Raw genomic sequence first — 18,335 nt, 5'->3', positions numbered from 1 at the left:
TCACGGAGCCGCGGCGGGCCCGCAACGGACTTTCCCGGTGGGCCCGCGCGCCGGCGGTGGCCTTGTCGTGCGCCGCCCGGGTCAGATCCGGGCGATCAGTGCGTACCGCTCGTCGGTGACGGGTCCGCCCCACAACTCGGTGTCGTCGCCGAGCGGTTCGATCCACAAGCCCGACACCAGGGGCCGGACCGCGGCGGCCAGATCCCCGGCGGTGACCCCGCCGTTCCAGGGGAGCGATCCGGCTCCGGCGACATAGGGCACGCCGCTCTCGCCGGCTTCCCGCCACCGCCCCTCGACCAGTACCAGCCGCCCTCCCGGGCCGAGCCGCGCGACCCAGGCACGGAGCGCGGCCCCGGGATCGGGCAGGGTCCACAGCAGGTGCCGGCAGAGCAGGACGTCGTACCGCTCGTGCCCGGTCGGCGGATCCGCGGCGTCGCCGACGAGGAACCGTACCGCGAGGCCCGCGGCCGCCAGTTTGGCCTCGGCCCGCTCCACCATCCGGGGCGCGAGGTCCACACCGGTCACCCGGTGCCCGGCCTCGGCCAGCAGCAGGGACAGCGACCCCGTACCGCAGCCGACGTCGAGGACGTCGGCCGGCCCGGCGGGCAGCCAGGACCTCAGCAGCCGGGCCCACGCGGCACGGGTGTGCTCCTGCCGCAGGCCGTGATCCGGTTCGTCGTCGAACGCGGCCGCGGCGGCGTCCCAGTACTCGGTGATGGCGCGGGTGGGTTCGGACATGCCGATGATCCTGCCGGACGGCACCGACAGCCGGGGTGACGAAGCGGCGGCCCGGGGCGGGACCGGGTGGGGGTCAGCCCATCACGAATTCGCACCAGACGCATTTGCCGCCGCCCCGCGGCTCCACGCCCCAGACGTCCGCCAGGCGGTCCACCAGCATCAGGCCCCGGCCCGAGACGCCCGACTCCCCCGCCTCGCGGCGGCGCGGCAGTGCGCTGGAGCGGTCCTCCACCTCCACCCGGAGCCGGCGCTGGGGGGCCGCCAGGACCCGTAGGGTCACGATCGCCGGGCCGTCCGTGTGCATCAGGGCATTGACGATCAGCTCGTCCGCGACCAGTTCGATCTCGTCGGCCCGTTCCCGCGCGCCCCACGACCGCACCGCCGCCCCGATCATGTGCCGGGCCGCCACCAGGGCCTCCGGGTCGCCCGGTGCCACGTGCTGCTGGAGGCGGCCGCCGCCCTCCTGGGCGGCCACCACGTGGCGGCGCAGCAGGAGCAGCGCCATGTCGTCGTCCCCGCCCCGTTCGTCGACGATCTCGCACAGCAGGTCCGCCAGGAGCTGCAGGTCCGCCGGTCCGCGGCGGATGTGGGAGGTCAGGAGCTGGATTCCGTCGTCGAGGTCGGCGCCGGGCTGTTCCACCAGGCCGTCGGTGCACAGCAGGACCGTTTCTCCGGGGTCCAGTTCCACCGTGGTCACCGGGTACTCCAGGCGGCCGAACTCCGCCGAGAGGCCGAGCGGCATGCCGCCCGCCACCGGGAGCCGGTGGCAGTCCCCGTCGCGGGTGCGCAGCAGCGGGTCGATGTGGCCCGCCCGGACCACCTGGAGGACGCCGGTCGCGAGGTCGGCCTCCACGTACGTGCAGGTCGCGAACCGGTCGGTGTCCAGCTCGTGCAGGAAGACGGAGGCCCGGGCCATGACCGTGCCGGGCGAGTGCCCTTCGGCGGCGTACGCGCGCAGCACGATCCGGAGCTGGCCCATGACGGCCGCCGCGTGCGTGTCATGGCCCTGGACGTCGCCGATGACGGCGCCGACCCGGCCGCCGGGCAGCGGGATGACGTCGTACCAGTCGCCGCCGATGTCCTGGCCCATCCGGGCGGACCGGTAGCGTACGGCGATCTCCCCGCCGGCGACCGACGGGATCCGCCGCGGCAGCATGGCCTGCTGGAGGCCCTCGGCCAGGTCGTGCTCCTGCTCCAGCAGCATGGCGCGCTGGAGGCTCTGCGCGATGCTGCTGCCCAGGGCGACGAGCAGGTTGCGCTCCTCCTGGGTGAAGCCGTCCTTGTCCTGGTAGAGCAGTCCGATCGCGCCGATCGGGCGGGCCTGGGCGATGAGCGGCAGGTAGGCGGCGGCCGAGATCCGCATGTACGAGATCTTCGCCCAGAGCCCGGGGTAGTCCCGGGCGAACTCCTGCGCCGAGTCGAGGAAGCGGGGCTCCAGCGAGCGGACGACCTCGCTCATCGGGTACTGCTCGTCGATGCGGGTGTAGCGGGTGCCGGGGACGAAGCTGTCCTCCGGGCCCTCGGCGACCAGGTGGATCCGGCCGGCTTCGACGAGGCCCATCACCATGCCCATCGAGCCGAGCCGTTCCAGGCCGTGGGCGTCGCCGATGACGTCGATGACGTCCTGCACGGTCCGGGCGTGCGCGAGGGCGGCGGTGGTGGACTCGACCACGGACGTCTGGCGGCGCCGTTCCTCGTCCAGGCCGAGCCGCTCCGCCGAGTGGCTGAGCTCGTCGGTGGCGTCCCGGACGATGCCGATGATCCGGTACGGGCGGCCGTCCGGGCCGCGCATGACGCGGCCCTGGGTGTGCGTCCAGCGCAGCCGTCCGTCGTGGCAGCGGATGCGGAAGTACGCGCCGTAGCTGTCCTCGCCGCTCTTGAGGGCGGAGGAGACGAGGGCGTCGAGCCGGGCGCCCTCGGTGGCGGGGACGCGCGGGTCGAGCGACTCCGGCCGGCCGTCGTACTCGTCGGGAGTCGTGTCGAAGACGTCGAGGGCGGCTTCGTCCATGTGCATGAGACCGGTGATCAGGTCCCAGTCGAAACTGCCCATGCGGTTCAGCGAGAGCGACCGGTCCGGGTGTGCGGGCCAGTCGTCCGGCAGCGATACGGTGGTCGGCACCGATCCACCATGACACACGGGCCGGTCAGGCGCTCTCCAGCGGATAGCCCCCGTCCGACGGCTGCGGCTGCAGGTCCGGGTCCGGGACCGCGTTGGGATCGGACGGGTTGTAAGGGGCGTACAGGTCGGAGGGGATGTCCGGGTTGTACGGATCGACGGGGGCCGCGGGGTCGGCGGGGTCTGCGGGCGGCAGGCCCGATCCGTCGGGGTCCAGGGGAAGCAGCCCCAGCTCACCGGGGTCCAGTGGCGGCAGGCCGGCCAGGGGGTCCGAGGGAGTGCCGGACGGCGGCCGCTGCTGCGGCTGCTCCGGTTGCTGCGGCCGGGTGGACGGGTTCGACGGCGTGCCCGGCTTCCGCGGCAGGGTCCCGCCGGGTGAGTTCTGCGGGTCCTGCGGGCAGTCCGTCGCCCCCGGCGTCGGAGCGGTGGGCGAGGTCGGGGCGCTCGGTGAGGCCGGAGAGGCCGGAGAGGCCGGAGAGGCCGGAGAGGCCGGAGAGGCCGGAGAGGCCGGAGAGGCCGGAGAGGCCGGAGAGGCCGGAGAGGCCTGGTTCGGCGGGCAGGGGTCGCCGGACGTGGACCCCGGCGGGGTGAGGGGCCCGTCCGGGATGCCGGCGGACGGGTCGTACGGGGGCATCGCCTTCGGGGGCCGGTCCTGCGCGCCGTCGTCTCCCCGCTTGCGTTCGATCCAGGTGTTGTCGGCGATGTTGACGATCACCAGGTTGTTGATCACGTGGGTGGTGGGTTCGATGACGACGGCCTGGTTGGCCTGGTAGCCGCTCCACGGGTCGCCCTTGTGCACCGGCGATCCCTTGGCGGTGCGCGGGGAGGCCAGCGGGTTTCCGCAGCCGCAGCGGACCCGGGGCATGCCGTGCTCGTCCACGAGCACGGCGGTGCCGGCCTGGAGGACGGACTGGAAGCCGTCGGCGGCGCCGTCGCGGAAGGCGTGGTTGGTGACCCGGGTGTCGGCGCGCAGGACGACGGGCGTCAGGCCGCGCAGGAAGTCGGGGATCTTCCCCTCTTCGATGTTCGACGCCTCGGCGAAGGCCTGGGCCTTGGCCTTGTCGGCGGTCAGGAAACGGACCTGCTGTTCCACGTCGCAGCTGCCGAGCCGCTGGGTGCCTCCGTACAGACCGGGGGTGGCCGCGTTGACGGTGCGGATGCCCTGGCCGGTCGGGTTGGGCAGCGGGGGCTGTACGGGGGCGGACTCGGCGGTGGCCGAGGAGGCGGTGAAGGGATCGGGGCCGGCGGAGGCCACGGGCTGGAGGTAGACCTCCTGGCTCTCGGCTCCGGGGGCGCCCGCCGGCTGCTCCGGGCTGCTGCCGCACGCCGCGGCGAGAAGGCCGAGGAGGGCGAAGAGGGCGGCTCCGGCAGGTGCATGACGACGCGACGCCTGACGCGGTGTCGGAAGTGACGATCCGTTCACTTGAATCTCCCTTTTCGCCCCGGTTGCTCCCTCTTGTCTGCCGCATCCGCGCGGGAGTCGCAACCGGAGCGCTCCTTGAACATGTTCAAGGAACGCCGTAGGCTCACCACCATGAGTTGAACGCGTTCAAGGCGTTGAACCGCGGCATTGGGGGAGTCCAGGGTGACGGTACTGGTGAACGTGATCGTCACCCTGGGCATGCTCTACGTGGTCCCGGCCGGCCTGCGGCTCATCGACCCGGCCCGGCTCCTGCGCACGGCCCGCCTCTGGCCGGTCGCGGCCGCACCCGGGGCCGTGTGCCTGTGGCTGCCGCGCGGAATGCCCGCCACCGCGCTCGCCGTACTGTACGCGGCGGCCTGCCTGGCGCTCGCCGCCCGGGCCCCGGTCCCGCTGCTGCGCGCCCGCTCGCTGACCCCGCCCGCGGTCGCCGTCGCCACCGCGCTGGTCTCGCCGTCGATCGCCGCCACCGCTCTGGTCGCCGAGCGCGCCGGGTACCGGCTCTTCGGTTTCGATCTCGACATCCTGGCGCTGACCGTGCCCCACTTCCACTTCGCCGGGTTCACCGCCGCCCTGGTCGCCGGGCTGGTGTGCCGCGCCGTGGGGGGCCGCGCAGGAACCGGCGGCCTCGCGCGCTGGGCGGCGTACAGCGTCCCGGCGGGCACCCTCCTCGTACTCCTCGGCTACTTCGTCGACGACTGGGCCGAGCTGCTGGGCGCGGTGGTCCTGACCGGCGGGATGTGGGCCGTGGCCCTGCTCACCTGGCGGGAGATCCGGCCCGGCGGCGCGGACCGGACCACACGGACCCTGCTCGCCACCTCGGCGGCCGTGCTCGTGGCCACCATGCTGCTCGCCCTGTGGTGGGCGGCCGGCGAGGCCACCGGGATCATCCACCCCACCCTGACCTGGATGGCCGCCACCCACGGCCTCGGCAACGCCCTCGGGTTCGCCCTGTGCTCGGTGCTCGCCTGGCGCCGACTGGCCGCCGACGCCCAGACCGCCGACGCCCGGACCACCGACGCCCTGCCCTCCGATGGCCGCACCACCGACGCGCGCACCACCGACGCCCTGCCCTCCGACGCCCGCACCACCGACCGCCCGGACCACCGACCACGCCTCACCACCGACCGAGTGGAGACCTCGCCATGACCCGCCTCATCAGCGCCGGCCGGGACACCGTCAACTACCCCGACCGGGGCGCGACGGCTCACCGGCCGCTGCCCGCCGGATACAACCACCTGCGCCACCGCACCCGCCTCGGACACGGCCGGGCCGTCTTCGAGGCCGCCGGAACCGCGGTCACCACCTTCCACGCCCACCGGACCTCGGGCATGCGCGTGCGGGCCGATGACGGCGCGGTCCGGCCCGGCAGCCGGGTGACCGTCGGGATCGGCCTCGGGCCGCTGCGGATCGACGCTCCGTGCGAGGTGATCTGGACCGCGTACGAGCCCGCCCGCATCGGCTTCGCCTACGGAACCCTCGCCGGGCACCCCGAGTGCGGGGAGGAGTCCTTCATCGTGGACATGGACCCGGACGGCACGGTGTGGTTCACGGTCACCGCCTTCAGCCGCCCGAACACCTGGTACACCCGCCTGGCCGGCCCGGTGGTCCCCTTCCTCCAGCTGTCCTACGCCCGCCTGCTCGGCCACCACCTGCGCAAGCTGGCCGCCACCGGCTGACCGGTCCGATACTGGAGGCGATGGACTGGTTCACGGCGCCCGGATACTGGCTCGCCCGGCTGGTCTTCCAGCGGGCCCTGGCCGGGGTCTACCTCGTCGCCTTCCTCGGGGCCGCCCTGCAGTTCCGGGCCCTGATCGGGGCGCACGGCATGACGCCCGTACCGCGCTACGTACGGTACGTGCCCTTCCGGCGCGCCCCGAGCCTCTTCCAACTGCGCTACTCCGACCGGCTCTTCGCGGGCTGCGCCTGGGGCGGCGCGGCGCTGGCGGCGGCGCTGGCCGCCGGGGCCGGGGACGAGGTGCCGCTGGGCGCGGCCATGGCGATGTGGGCCGTGCTTTGGCTGCTCTACCTCTCGATCGTGAACGTGGGGCAGACCTGGTACTCCTTCGGCTGGGAGTCGCTGCTGCTGGAGGTGGGCTTCCTCGCCGTGTTCCTCGGCAATGCGCGGGCCGGGCCGCCCGTGCTGGTGCTGTGGCTGCTGCGCTGGGTGCTCTTCCGCGTGGAATTCGGGGCCGGACTGATCAAGTTGCGCGGGGACCCCTGCTGGCGCAAGCTGACCTGCCTGTACTTCCACCACGAGACGCAGCCGATGGCCGGGCCGCTGAGCTGGTTCTTCCACCATCTGCCGAAGCCGCTGCACCGGGTGGAGTGCGCGGCCAACCACGTGACCCAACTGATCGTCCCGGTGTTGCTGTTCACCCCGCAGCCGGTGGCCTCGTACGCCGCCGGGATCATCATCGCGACGCAGCTGTGGCTGGTGCTCTCGGGCAATTTCGCCTGGCTGAACTGGCTGACGATCACCCTGGCCGTCTCGGCCGTGGACTTCACCGGGCTCGCGGGCGCTCCCCCGGCGGCCGCCTCGCGCACGGGTCCCGTGTGGTTCGTGGTCCTTGTGTGCGCGGTGACCGTACTCGTCCTGTTCCTCAGCCGGCACCCGGTGCTCAACATGGTCTCGCGCCGCCAGGTGATGAACCGCTCCTTCGACGCCCTGCACCTGGTCAACACCTACGGGGCCTTCGGCTCGGTCGGCCGGGTCCGCATGGAGGTGGCGGTGGAGGGCACCGCGGACCGGGTGCCGCGTGCGGACGGGGACTGGCGCGAGTACGGCTTCAAGGGCAAGCCGGGTGAACCGCGCCGGATTCCGCGCCAGTTCGCCCCGTACCACCTGCGGCTGGACTGGCTGATGTGGTTCGCCGCGATCTCCCCCGACTACGCGCGGGACTGGTTCGGGCCGTTCGTGGAGCGGCTGCTGGCGGGCGACCGGGACACGCTGCGGCTGCTGCGCGACAACCCGTTCCCGCACGCCCCGCCCGTCCATGTCCGCGCCCTGCTGTACCGCTACCGGTTCACCACCTGGCGGGAGCTGCGCGAGACGGGGGCCTGGTGGCACCGCACGCTCGTGCGCGAGTACCTCCCGCCGACCCGCCTCGCGGACGCGCACCGCTCAGAGCCCGAGTAGCCCGGCCTCTCGCTCCGCGGAGATGCCCTTGGCCGGCACGTCGGGGCGCTGCGGGGCGGCTCCGCCGAGCGTGCGCAGCCAGGCCCAGGTGTCGGCCACGGTCTCCTCGACCGGCCGGCAGGTCAGGCCGGCCGCCAGCGCCTTGGAGACGTCCCCGCGGTGCATGTGGTCGTAGGCCTCGCCCTCGGGGACCCAGACCGGGAGCTCGGTCCAGGGCGCCACGCCCGCCTCCAGGAGCCGGTCCGGGTCGGTCCAGCGCAGCTCGGCGCCGCCCCCGGTGGTGGCCGCGCAGGCGTCGAGGAGTCCGCCCATCGTGGCGTGCCCGGACGGGCAGACCAGGTTGTACGGGCCCCCGCGCCCCGCCTCGGCGGCGTCCAGGGTCCAGTGCGCGAGGTCGCGTACGTCGATGTACTGGATCGGGAGCTCCCGCGGTCCCGGGGCGAGCACCGGGCCGCCGCGGGCGGTGCGGTTCAGCCACCACGGCAGCCGGCCGACGTTCTCGTACGGGCCGAGGATCAGCCCGGCGCGCACCAGCAGGGCGCGGTCCGCGAAGGCGTCCAGGGCGGCGAGTTCGCCGCCCCGCTTGTCCTCGGCGTAGGCGGTCGGCCCGGCGTCCGGCGAGCCCCCGACCAGGGGGCCGTCCTCGGCGAGGCCGGCCGGGGCGGGGTATGCGTACACCGAGCGGGTGGAGACGTACGCGTACCGCCCGGCCCGGTCGCGCAGCAGGCGGGCGCTGTCGCGTACCGCCGTGGGGGCGCCGCCCCAGGTGTCGACGACCAGGTCCCACTCGCCGGAAGCGAGGGTGGCCAGACCCTCGGGGGCGGTGCGGTCCCCGTGGAGGGCGGAGGTGCCCGGCGGGGGCGCGTGGTGTCCGCGGTGGAAGACGGTCACCTCCCAGCCCCGGGTCAGGGCGTCCTCGGTGATCGCGCGTCCGACGAATTCGGTACCACCCAGCATCAGCAGCTTCATGCCCGCCAGCCTGCCGGGGCGTGCGGGGCGGCGGAAGCGGTGATCGCCGTCGGCGAAGACGCTCAGGGCGTAGCCGGGAGGGGAACCCCACCGGGACCGCGCGGGGAGCCGCGGGCGGGCGGGAAATGCTTCGGGCAGGGCAGCGCCCCCGGTGCGCGTGGGCACGCGGGGGCGCTTGGCACCGCTGTGCGGACTAGTCGATACCGGGCAGGATGTGCGCTTCCGCCAGGTCGTCCTCGTACCCGGCCAGCCGGATCGGGGCGGATCGGGCCCAGACCTCAAGGCTTCCGAGCTCGTCGGTCCGGGGCTTCGCCCGCGTTCCCGTCCGCTCCATCACCGTCGGTTCGGGCTTTGTCTTCTCAGTCACCGCGCACTCCTTCGTGTCGCGTAACCCGGTAAGCGGACCGCGCGCCGGGCAAGGGATGAAAGGTTTCCGGACGCGGTGGCGCCTTAGTGGAGCGCGGCCCGGATGGGGGCCGTCTTGATGCCCCAGAGTACACATATGAGCGGACCTCCGCTCGATAGGAAGGCAAAATCCGCTGCGCCCTCTTACTTTCGCTCCTAGTTCAGCAAGTCGTGGGTCTGCGGGTACGTGACGGGTGATCTGCTCGATCCCGGACGCGCGGGGTGTGACGGAGGGGGTCGGTGGTGGCGGGGTCCGAAGTGCCCGAGGCTCAAGTCCCTTACGTCACAAGCGTGCTTGAGCTGATGGAGCTCTTGCGCGCCGACCCCGACGACCGGGGCCTGCGGACCGCGGCCCTGCTGCGCCGCTCGCACCCCTTCGACAAGGAACTGCAGATCGCGGGCTTGGTGCACCGCCTCGGACATTTGCTCCGTCTGAGTGACGGGACGGTTACCGTCGGGGTGGCGGCGGAGTCGATCCGCCCGCTGCTGGGCGAGCGGGTGGCCCGGCTGGTACGGCTGCAGTCGCCGCTCCGGCCGGCCGGTGCGGACGGCGGACACCGCGAAGGCGAACGCGACCGCGAAGGCGACCGCGAGGCCGACGACGCCGAGGCCGAGGCGGTGGCCACCCTGTGCCAGGCCCGGGACTCCGCGGCCGTGGCCGGCCTGGACGCGGGCGTGCTGGAGGACTGGCAGCCGCTGCTGGAACTGGTCTCGGCCGGGTCCTGCCGGGTCGGGTCCCCCGGAAACGCCCTCGACCCCCTCGGTGCGCCGAGGGGGTCGAGCAGGGCCTGGTAGGACGGGGACGGTGCTTCGGGGTTACCAGTTCGCCGGGGCGTAGTCCTTGAGGAAGACGCCGAACAGGTCCTCGCCGGCCTCGCCGCGGACGATCGGGTCGTAGACCCGGGCCGCGCCGTCGACCAGGTCGAGCGGGGCGTGGAAGCCCTCCTCGGCCAGGCGCAGCTTGTCGAAGTGGGGGCGCTCGTCGGTGATCCAGCCGGTGTCGACCGAGGTCATCAGGATGCGGTCGCTCTGGAACATCTCCTGGCCGCTGGTCCGCGTCACCATGTTCATCGCGGCCTTGGCGGCGTTGGTGTTCGGGTGCCCCGCGCCCTTGTAGCCACGGCTGAAGACTCCCTCCATCGCCGAGACGTTGACGACGTACGCCCGCCCGTTGGCGGCCTGCCGGGCGGCCTCCGCCATGGCCGGCCGAAGGGCGCTGATCAGGATGAACGGCGACGTGTAGTTGCACAGCTGGGTCTCAAGCAGCTCCACCGGGGAGATCTGGTCGATGGTCTGCACCCAGGTGTTGCTCTCGACGACGTCGGGCAGCAGGCCGCCCGCGTCGATGGCGGTGCCGGCGAGGTGCCGCTCCAGGCTGGCGTTGCCCGCGACCAGGGCGAGGTCGGCGACCTTCTGCGCCTCCAGCCCGCTCACTCCGACGGGCAGTGCCGCCAGGCCGTCGACGGCGCCGGAGTTGAAGGCGCCGATGACGTGGTGGGCGGGGAGCTCGCCGGCGGGCAGCGGGGCGGTCTCCCCCTCGACCAGCGCCGCGTAGGCGCTGGGCAGGCGGCGCACGGTCTGCGTCGCGTTGTTGATCAGGATGTCGAGCGGGCCGGCCGCGGCCACCTGGTCGGCGAGGGCCACGGCCTGGGCCGGGTCGCGCAGGTCGATGCCGACGACCTCCAGGCGGTGCATCCAGTCCGCGGAGTCCTCCATCGCCTTGAAGCGGCGGATGGCGTCCTTGGGGAAGCGCGTGGTGATCGTGGTGTGGGCGCCGTCGCGCAGCAGCCGCAGCGCGATGTACATGCCGATCTTGGCGCGGCCGCCGGTGAGCAGCGCGCGCTTGCCGAACAGGTCCGCGCGGGCCTCCCGCCTGGTCCGGTTCTCGGCGGCGCACGCCGGGCAGAGCTGGTGGTAGAAGTAGTCGACCTCGACGTACCGCGTCTTGCAGATGTAGCAGGAGCGGGGGCGCTGGAGTATCCCGGCGATCCGGCCGGCCTCCGTGACCGAGGAGGGCAGGATGCCCTCGGTCTCGTCGTCGATGCGCTCGGCGGAACCGGTGGCGGTGGCCTCGGTGACGGCCTTGTCGTTGGCGGTCTTGGCGGCGCGGCGTTCCTGGCGGCGGCGCTGCTTGACCGTCCGGTAGAGGCCGGCGGTGGCGCGGCGTACGGTGATCGCGTCGGGGTGGTCGACGTCGAGCTTGTCCAGCTCGTCGAGCACGCTGAGGCAGAGGGCCAGCCGGTCGGGGTCGATGCCGGGCCCGTAGGAGTGCCCGTCGTCGTGGCCGTAGTCCTGGATGTCTTCGGTCACCGTCATTGCCGCTGCCGTTCCTTGATCACTCGTCCGCATCCGCCTGCTGCGGAGGTCCTCAAAAGGGCAACTGTACGGATCCCACACGCCCGGAGCCAAACCCGCTCCCCGCCGCTCTCACACACCGGGAGCGGAGCGTCACCGTGCGCGGCGAAACGGTGACGCCGGGGCACCGTCGACGTCGCTTTCCGCTGCTGGAGGGGGCACGCTGCGTACTCCCGTACTACGTCGGGAGTATGACTGATCACCACCTGTGGACGGAGGAATAGCGCAGGTGGGTCGGGCATTGTGGACCTTATGAGTGCTCTGGCGCTGTCGGTCCTGCTCTGCCTCGTGTCCGCCCTGGCGTACGCGGGTGGCGCGATCGTCCAGGAACGGGTCGCGGCGACCACGCCGGACCGCCCGTACGCTCCGATGCGCCGGGGTGTCTGGTGGGTGGCGGTGGGGCTGAACGGCCTTGGTGCGCTGCTGCACGTGGTGGCCCTCGCGTACGGACCGCTGAGCCTGGTCCAGCCGCTGGGCGCCCTGACCATCGTCTTCGCCCTGCCGATGGCCGCCGTCTTCGTACGGCGGCGGGCCGGCGCGGCCGCCTGGCGCGGGGCGGTGCTGGCCACGGTCGGCCTGGCCGGGCTGCTGGCGCTGACCGGCGGGGACGGGCGGGCGGAACAGTCGCTGGCGCAGGACGAGCGGCGCATGCTGCTGATGCTGACCGGGGCGCTGGTGCTGGCCCTGTTCCTGGCGGCGCACCGCATGCACCGGGCGGTGCTGCACAGTGTGCTGCTGGCCGCGGCCGCCGGTACGGCCTTCGGCATGGCCTCGGTGTTCACCAAGTCGGTGGCCGAGGACTTCGAGCCGGACGCGCTGTCCGGCCTGTGGCCCGACCTCGCGACGATCGCGGTGCTGGCGGCCGGCGGGCTGCTGCTGTCGCAGGCGGCCTACCGGGGCGCCGGGCTGACCGCGCCGCTGGCCACGGTGACGGTGGTCAACCCGGTGGTGGCGGCGACGGTCGGCATCACGCTGTTCGGCGAGAGCTTCCGGTACGGGGCCGCGGGCGCGACGGCGGCGGTGGCCAGCGCCGCGCTCGCGGCGGCCGGCCTGATCCTGCTCACCGCCGTGCCCTCGCGCGTGCGCGGGTCAGATACGGACCCCGTGGCCCCGGAGGTACTTGAGCGGGTCGATGTCGGATCCGTAGCCGGGCCCCGTGCGCATCTCGAAGTGCAGGTGCGGGCCCGTGGTGTTGCCGGTCGAGCCGGAGCGGCCGATGCGCTGGCCTCCGGAGACCTCCTGACCGGCCTTGACGCCGAGGGCGGAGAGGTGGGCGTACTGGGAGTACCGGCCGTCGGTGTGCCGGATGACGACCTGGTAGCCGTAGGCCCCGGCCCAGCCGGCGGAGACGACCTGGCCGGGTCCCACCGACTTGACGGTGGTGCCGGTCGCCACCGGGAAGTCGACGCCCGTGTGGTAGCCGCTGGACCAGGAGGATCCCGCGACGCGGTACGCGGTGCCGAGGGCCGCGTCGACGGGGGCGGAGAATCCGCCCGCTTCCGGCTTCTGCTGCGCTGAGGCGGGCTCCGGCGCCGGCTTTTCGACGGGCTTTTCGACGGGTTTCTCCACCGGCTTCTCGACCGGCTTGGGCGCGGGCTTCTCGGCAGGCTTCTCGGCGGCCGGCTCCCCGGGCGTCACGGGGTCGGCGGTCCGCGGCGGCTTCTCGGGGTCCTGCCTGGGCGGCGGCGGCAGGGCCGGCGCCGTGGTGACCCGCAGGGTGAGCCGCTGGCCCGGGAAGATCAGGTTCGGGTTGCCGCCGATGGTGGTCCGGTTGGTCTCGTACAGCGCCTGCCAGCCGCCCTCGACGTGCTGGTCGGTGGCGATCGCGGAGAGCGAGTCGCCGGGCGCGACGACGTACGGGTTCGGCAGGACGGAGGTCCCCGTCGGGCGCGGTCCGCCGCCCTGCTCCGGGGCCGTCCGCGCCACGGGGGCCTGTCCCTGCGTCTGTGTCTGCGTCCGTGTCTGCGGGGTGACGGCGGGCGCCGGGCCGCTGCGCGTGAGTCCGGCCTGCTTCCCGCAGTTGGGCCAGGCGCCGGGCCCCTGCCCCTTGAGCACCTTCTCCGCGACGGCTATCTGCTGGTCCTTGGTGGCCAGGTCGGCGCGTGGGGCGTAGACGGTGCCGCCGAAGGCCCGCCAGGTGCTCTGGCTGAACTGGAGGCCGCCGTAGTAGCCGTTGCCGGTGTTGATGCGCCAGTTGTTCGTCGACTCGCAGGACGCGACCTTGTTCCAGGTGTCCACGGAGGCCGCGTGGGCGACTCCGGCCCCGATGAGCGGGAGCGCGATCCCGGCGCCGCCGGCGGTGACGGCCAGGGAGGCCCGGTTGATGCTGCTCGGCTGATACCGGCGGTGCCGGCCCCGTACACCCATGGGAGCCCCCATCGAAGACATCAGGAACCGCACAACTTAACGTCGCGATCACAGCATGACAAGAGGCGCAACGGGGCGCATGCCAAAGGAACTTGACTGTATCTCGGTGAGTAAAAGATCCACCGGGGTCCGCGTGGGGGTAGCTTCGGTGCTCCCCGCCCACCGAAGGCACACCGAAGCAAGCAGGAGCGCACCGATGAGCACCAGCACAGCCCAGATCGGCGTCACCGGACTCGCTGTCATGGGCAGCAACCTCGCCCGCAACTTCGCCCGCAACGGATTCACCGTGGCCGTCCACAACCGGACGGCCGCCAAGACCACGGCGCTGGTCGAGGAGTTCGGGCACGAGGGCGCCTTCGTGGCGGCCGGGTCGGCGAAGGAGTTCGTCGACGCGCTGGAGCGCCCCCGGCGCATCGTCATCATGGTGAAGGCCGGGGAGCCGACCGATGCCGTGATCCGCGAGTTCGCGCCGCTCCTGGAGGAGGGCGACGTCATCATCGACGGCGGCAACGCGCACTTCGAGGACACCCGGCGCCGCGAGCGGGAACTGCGCGAGCAGGGCCTCCACTTCGTGGGTGTGGGCATCTCCGGCGGCGAGGAGGGAGCGCTGCTGGGCCCGAGCATCATGCCGGGCGGCTCGACCACGTCGTACGCCTCGCTCGGACCGCTGCTGGAGAAGATCTCCGCGAAGGCCGCCGACGGCACGCCGTGCACCTCACACGTGGGGCCCGACGGCGCCGGACACTTCGTCAAGATGGTGCACAACGGCATCGAGTACGCCGACATGCAGCTCATCGCGGAGGCCTACCACCTGCTGCGCGAGGTGGCGGGCTACTCCCCCGCGAAGATCGCGGAGACCTTCCGGGCGTGGAACCGGGGGCGCCTGGATTCGTACCTGATCGAGATCACCGCGGAGGTGCTCGCGCACACGGACGCCGCGACCGGGCGGGCGTTCGTCGACGTCGTGGCCGACGCCGCCGAGCAGAAGGGCACCGGCCGCTGGACCGTGCAGATCGCCCTCGACCTCGGGGTACCGGTGTCGGGGATCGCCGAGGCGGTCTTCGCCCGCGCGGTCTCCGGCCACACGGACCTGCGGACGGCCGCGCGCGGGCTCGCGGGCCCGAGGGCCGCCGCGCTCGCGCCCGAGGCCGCGGAGGCCTTCGCCGCCGAGGTGGAGCAGGCGCTGTACGCATCGAAGATCGTCTCGTACACCCAGGGCTTCCACCAGATCCGGGCCGGCAGCGAGGAGTACGGCTGGAACGTGGACCTGGGCGCCGTGGCCTCGCTGTGGCGCGGCGGCTGCATCATCCGGGCCGCGTTCCTGGACCGGATCCGGGCGGCGTACGACGCGCGGCCGGAGCTGCCGAGCCTGCTGGCGGACGCGCACTTCGCCGAGGAGATCGCGGCCGCCCAGGACGGCTGGCGGTCCGTCCTGGTGGCGGCGGTGCGCCAGGGCATCCCGGTTCCGGCCTTCGCGGCATCACTCGCCTACTACGACGCGCTGCGCGCGGAGCGGCTGCCCGCGGCCCTCACTCAGGGGCAGCGGGACTTCTTCGGGGCGCACACCTACCGGCGGACGGACCGCGAGGGCTCGTTCCACACCCTCTGGAGCGGCGACCGCTCCGAGGTCCGCACGTCGTAGGCGACGCGGCCTGGCTCAGCGGCCTAGCTCAGGGGCCCGGGCTGCGGGATCGGCGCGGGCCCCGGCGGTGCGGGGACCGGGTCCGGCTCGGGCACCGGGGCGGGCACGGGCGGCACGGGCCGCGGAATGGGCTCGGGATCGGGGAAGGGGCCCGGCCCGGGCACGGGCGGCTGCGTCTCTTCTGCATCTCGCTTTCGCACCATATGGCCCACCTTCCCGCGATTCCGTCTGATATGCCTCCCCTAGCGCAGCGCCAGGCCGGCGGCCAGGCCCGGAGCCGGGCTTGAAAGCACCGGGACCGGGCCCGTGGCCAGGTCCGCGGCCCCGGCCATGGAGGCCTGGGCCAGCACGATGACGTCCGCGCCGGCGACGGAGTCGGCGGCCGCGGCGACGCGGGCGAGGTAGCCGGCGGTGTCCCCGGCCTCGAAGCGCTCCCAGGCACCGGCGACCAGGTGCATGTCGATCGACACGGGCCGGTCACCGGCCTCCTCGGCCAGCAGCTCCCCGGTCGGGGCGAGGGTGGACTCCAGGGCGGCCAGTACCGCGATCCGCGCCCCCGCCCGTACCGCGGCGGCCGCCATCGGCCGGTCCACCCGGAGCACCGGGGCGCCGAGCTCCGCAGCCAGCGACTCCGCGGTCGCCCCGATGGTCGAGCAGGTGACCAGCACGGGCGGCCCCGCGTGCGCGAGCAGCAGCCCCCGAAGGGCCGGAGCCACCGACTCCGGCCCTTCGGCGCGGGCCCGGTCCAGCAGCTGCGGGACCACCAGGTGCCGTAGTACGGCCCCCGGATGGTTCCGGTCGCGCAGGGCGTCGAAGACCGGGACGTGCACGGGCGAGGTGTGCAGCAGGAGCAGATCGGTCACCAGAGGTCGGGGTCCGCGGCGAGCTGCGCCTTGGCCGCCAGGACGACCTCGGCGGCCGGCTGGGGCGCCTCGTCGGGGTGTTTGGCGGCCCAGCTCGCCGCGTAGGGGCAGAGCGGCACCACGGGCACCCCTTCGGCGGCGGCGATCCCGTAGAAGGTCTTCACCAGCCCGCCTGCGATACCGCGGCCCTCATGCCCCTGCTCGACGATGGTGTGCACCGCGACCAGGGCGTGGGGCGCGTCGGCGAGCACGAAGTACGCGATGTGGCCGACCACCGCCTCGTCCTCGACGGCGAGCAGCCGTCCGGCCTCACGGTCGTCCTGGAACTCGATCGGCATGATCCCCGACTCCCCTCAGACGGCCACGGCGTGCGGGCTGCGCCGCTGGTCCGTACCCGGCACCGGGGCGGAGGGATCCGCACCCAGCTCGACGATCCGGTTGTCGCCGTCCACGTGCACCACGCGGGGCTCGAACACCCGGGCCTCGGCGTCCTCGACCTGCGCGTAGCTGATGAGGATGACCAGGTCCCCGGGGTGCACCAGGTGCGCGGCGGCGCCGTTGATCCCGATGACCCCGGACCCGCGCTCCCCCTCGATGACGTAGGTCTCCAGCCGCGCCCCGTTGGTGATGTCCACGATGTGGACGAGCTCCCCGGGCAGCAGATCGGCCGCGTCCAGCAGGTCGGCGTCGACGGTCACGGAGCCGACGTAGTGCAGGTCGGCCTGGGTGACGGTAGCCCGGTGGATCTTGGACTTGAACATGGTACGAAGCATGGAGAAACTCCCGGATTGTCGGCTCCCTGCCTGCTTTACGCAGGTCAAGGGCAGTGCTCGGAGCCTACAACGGTTCGCTTCTCCGGTCAGCTCCCCCAGCCCTTCCCCGGTCGTCGCCGGCGGCAACCGCCAGGGCCCCCGTCGGGCAGGTCGGTGGACAGGAGCCGCCGTTCATTTGGCCCATATGTCCATCAGTTGATTCGCCGCACGGAAGTTGTCGGGTGAATCCACGTTGCACACGACGGTGACGGCAGTGTTGCGGTCCGGGCTCACCTTGAAGGTGCTGTGGAATCCCTCCCAGTCGCCGCGATGCACCAGGCTCTTGTCCGGGAGGAGGAGGATTCCGGCCCCGTACCGGCCTTCCTCGATGCCGCGCTGACGCAGGACGTCGCCCACACTCACCGCTCCCTCGGTGACTCCGGTGAGCAGTGGCGTTCCGCCTATGCGACCGGTGCGGTAGTTGTCGGCCCAGCGGACGAACTCTCCCGGGGTGGTGTGGACGGAACCGTCTCCGTACTGCTTCCAGGGCGAGGAATTGGGACTGAAGGAGCCGTCCTTCTCGTCGTACGACTTCGCCTTGCCGGGAACGTCCACCGCCGGGGACAACGCCATGCGCAGGTGCAGTGGGGTGAAGAACTCCTGCTGGAGGAAGGCCGGGAACGGCTTGCCGGTGACCCGCTCGACGACGTGGGCCAGGAGGACGTAGTTGGAGTTGGAGTAGGAGAAGCGCTTGCCCGGCGGGTCTTCCGGCCGCGAGGCGAGGATGGCCGCGATCGCTTCCTTCTGGCCGGCCGGATCCGTCAGCTCGATGCCCTTGGCCTCCAGCAGGTCCTGGTAGTCGGGGATGCCGCTGGTGTGACGCATCAGGTCGCCCAGCGTGACGTCCCGCGTCCAGGCCGGCGGGTCGTCGAGGTAGGCGGACAGGGGGTCGTCCAGCGCGAGTCGGTGCCGTCCTGCCAGCAGAAGGACGGCGTCCGCGGTGAATTGCTTGGAGTTGGACGCCATGTCGAAGACCGTCTTCGGGGTGATGGTGCGCCCGGTCGTCAGATCGGCCTTCCCTCTCCCCGCCTCCCAGACCACACTTCCCCGTTCGCCGACGGCTGCCGCACAGCCGGGGCCGTCGGGAGAAGGCACCAACTCCTGGAGCACCTCCGCGCTGCGCCTCTCGCGGTCGTCGCCGGTCGCGTACGCCTGCGGGTGTGCGGCACCGGACAGCATCACCACGGCGATCACGGCGCCCCCGGCGGTGCGCAACGACACCGTCCGATTCACGGACACCACCTTCTTTCACGGGGCGATCTCGAACTTCGGGGGCTTGACGTCGTTGAGGCAGGCGGTGTCGGGGGCCGCCGCGGGTGACGTCCCGGACCGAGCCGGGGGCGGCCGGGACGTTCCTGGTCTCGCAGTCCGATCGGATGCCCCCTCCGGTTCGGGGATCGGCTCCGGCGTCTTCGGGCAGGGGCCCGGCTCGTAGCGGTCGTCCCCCCGGCGACGAGGATTCCGGTCGCCGCCGCGGCCGACCTGGGGCGCAACCGTCGTACGTGTGGG

Annotated in this window: 15 protein-coding genes and 2 pseudogenes; 6 read left to right on the top strand and 11 right to left on the bottom strand. The window is 72.9% G+C overall.

Annotated features, from left to right (window positions below; translation table 11 throughout):
• Nucleotides 1-81: 81 nt before the first annotated feature.
• The 3 genes from ACFY0D_RS13265 to ACFY0D_RS13255 form a co-directional block, all read right to left on the bottom strand.
• Nucleotides 82-738: a class I SAM-dependent methyltransferase gene (locus tag ACFY0D_RS13265; RefSeq protein WP_390798437.1), complete on the bottom strand. Its 657-nt coding sequence runs from the start codon at nt 736-738 to the stop codon at nt 82-84.
• Between the two features lie 73 nt (nt 739-811).
• Entirely contained in the window at nt 812-2,875 is a 2,064-nt protein-coding gene (locus ACFY0D_RS13260; protein ID WP_390798436.1) for a SpoIIE family protein phosphatase, read from the bottom strand.
• 7 nt (nt 2,876-2,882) lie between these two features.
• Entirely contained in the window at nt 2,883-4,277 is a 1,395-nt protein-coding gene (locus ACFY0D_RS13255; RefSeq protein ID WP_390798435.1) for a DUF6777 domain-containing protein, read from the bottom strand.
• 162 nt (nt 4,278-4,439) lie between these two features.
• Here ACFY0D_RS13255 and ACFY0D_RS13250 point away from each other — a divergent pair.
• The 3 genes and pseudogenes from ACFY0D_RS13250 to ACFY0D_RS13240 all read left to right on the top strand — a co-directional run.
• Nucleotides 4,440-5,264: pseudogene (locus tag ACFY0D_RS13250) on the top strand (YndJ family protein); the annotation flags it as partial.
• A 155-nt stretch (nt 5,265-5,419) separates the two neighbouring features.
• Entirely contained in the window at nt 5,420-5,953 is a 534-nt protein-coding gene (locus tag ACFY0D_RS13245) for a DUF1990 family protein (RefSeq protein WP_390798434.1), read from the top strand.
• 20 nt (nt 5,954-5,973) lie between these two features.
• Nucleotides 5,974-7,413 (top strand): lipase maturation factor family protein, encoded by a 1,440-nt coding sequence (locus ACFY0D_RS13240; RefSeq protein WP_390798433.1) that lies wholly within the window; start codon nt 5,974-5,976, stop codon nt 7,411-7,413.
• On the opposite strand, the gene ACFY0D_RS13235 is transcribed toward ACFY0D_RS13240, so the two are convergent.
• Nucleotides 7,399-8,382: an NAD-dependent epimerase/dehydratase family protein gene (locus ACFY0D_RS13235; RefSeq protein WP_390798432.1), complete on the bottom strand. Its 984-nt coding sequence runs from the start codon at nt 8,380-8,382 to the stop codon at nt 7,399-7,401. The two genes, ACFY0D_RS13240 and ACFY0D_RS13235, sit on opposite strands and share 15 nt — an antisense overlap.
• A 193-nt stretch (nt 8,383-8,575) precedes the next feature.
• Nucleotides 8,576-8,749, bottom strand: coding sequence for a hypothetical protein (locus ACFY0D_RS13230; RefSeq protein WP_162500713.1), 174 nt, complete (start codon nt 8,747-8,749; stop codon nt 8,576-8,578).
• Between the two features lie 329 nt (nt 8,750-9,078).
• On the opposite strand from ACFY0D_RS13230, the gene ACFY0D_RS13225 reads away from it, so the two are divergent.
• Nucleotides 9,079-9,582, top strand: a complete 504-nt coding sequence (locus ACFY0D_RS13225) for a metal-dependent phosphohydrolase (RefSeq protein ID WP_390798431.1) — start codon at nt 9,079-9,081, stop codon at nt 9,580-9,582.
• A 21-nt stretch (nt 9,583-9,603) separates the two neighbouring features.
• Here the strand turns inward: ACFY0D_RS13225 and ACFY0D_RS13220 are convergent, their stop codons facing one another.
• Nucleotides 9,604-11,103, bottom strand: a complete 1,500-nt coding sequence (locus ACFY0D_RS13220) for an SDR family NAD(P)-dependent oxidoreductase (RefSeq protein ID WP_390798430.1) — start codon at nt 11,101-11,103, stop codon at nt 9,604-9,606.
• A gap of 291 nt (nt 11,104-11,394) precedes the next feature.
• Between ACFY0D_RS13220 and ACFY0D_RS13215 the strand changes: the two are divergent.
• A pseudogene (locus ACFY0D_RS13215) lies at nt 11,395-12,132 on the top strand (DMT family transporter); the annotation flags it as partial.
• 99 nt (nt 12,133-12,231) lie between these two features.
• Here ACFY0D_RS13215 and ACFY0D_RS13210 read toward each other — a convergent pair.
• The gene (locus ACFY0D_RS13210) at nt 12,232-13,509 is read right to left on the bottom strand and encodes a transglycosylase family protein (RefSeq protein WP_390798429.1); all 1,278 of its coding nucleotides are present in this window, start codon (nt 13,507-13,509) and stop codon (nt 12,232-12,234) included.
• 196 nt (nt 13,510-13,705) lie between these two features.
• Here ACFY0D_RS13210 and gndA point away from each other — a divergent pair, with 196 nt between their 5' ends.
• Nucleotides 13,706-15,151, top strand: coding sequence for an NADP-dependent phosphogluconate dehydrogenase (gndA, locus tag ACFY0D_RS13205; RefSeq protein ID WP_390798428.1), 1,446 nt, complete (start codon nt 13,706-13,708; stop codon nt 15,149-15,151).
• 242 nt (nt 15,152-15,393) lie between these two features.
• Here the strand turns inward: gndA and ACFY0D_RS13200 are convergent, their stop codons facing one another.
• The 4 genes from ACFY0D_RS13200 to ACFY0D_RS13185 all read right to left on the bottom strand — a co-directional run bounded on the left by ACFY0D_RS13200 (nt 15,394) and on the right by ACFY0D_RS13185 (nt 18,059).
• Entirely contained in the window at nt 15,394-16,017 is a 624-nt protein-coding gene (locus ACFY0D_RS13200) for an aspartate/glutamate racemase family protein (protein ID WP_390798515.1), read from the bottom strand.
• Nucleotides 16,011-16,352, bottom strand: a complete 342-nt coding sequence (locus ACFY0D_RS13195) for a GNAT family N-acetyltransferase (RefSeq protein WP_390798427.1) — start codon at nt 16,350-16,352, stop codon at nt 16,011-16,013. Before ACFY0D_RS13195 ends, ACFY0D_RS13200 begins: the two co-directional genes overlap by 7 nt.
• A gap of 15 nt (nt 16,353-16,367) precedes the next feature.
• Nucleotides 16,368-16,787: an aspartate 1-decarboxylase gene (gene panD / locus ACFY0D_RS13190; RefSeq protein ID WP_030011425.1), complete on the bottom strand. Its 420-nt coding sequence runs from the start codon at nt 16,785-16,787 to the stop codon at nt 16,368-16,370.
• A 171-nt stretch (nt 16,788-16,958) separates the two neighbouring features.
• Nucleotides 16,959-18,059, bottom strand: a complete 1,101-nt coding sequence (locus ACFY0D_RS13185; RefSeq protein ID WP_390798426.1) for a serine hydrolase domain-containing protein — start codon at nt 18,057-18,059, stop codon at nt 16,959-16,961.
• Nucleotides 18,060-18,335 lie beyond the last annotated feature (276 nt).

Source organism: Streptomyces sp. NPDC001502 (assembly GCF_042894785.1).
Taxonomy (GTDB): domain Bacteria; phylum Actinomycetota; class Actinomycetes; order Streptomycetales; family Streptomycetaceae; genus Streptomyces; species Streptomyces kutzneri.
Note: the sequence above shows the minus strand (reverse complement) of the source record. Positions and strands in the feature narration are given on the sequence as shown.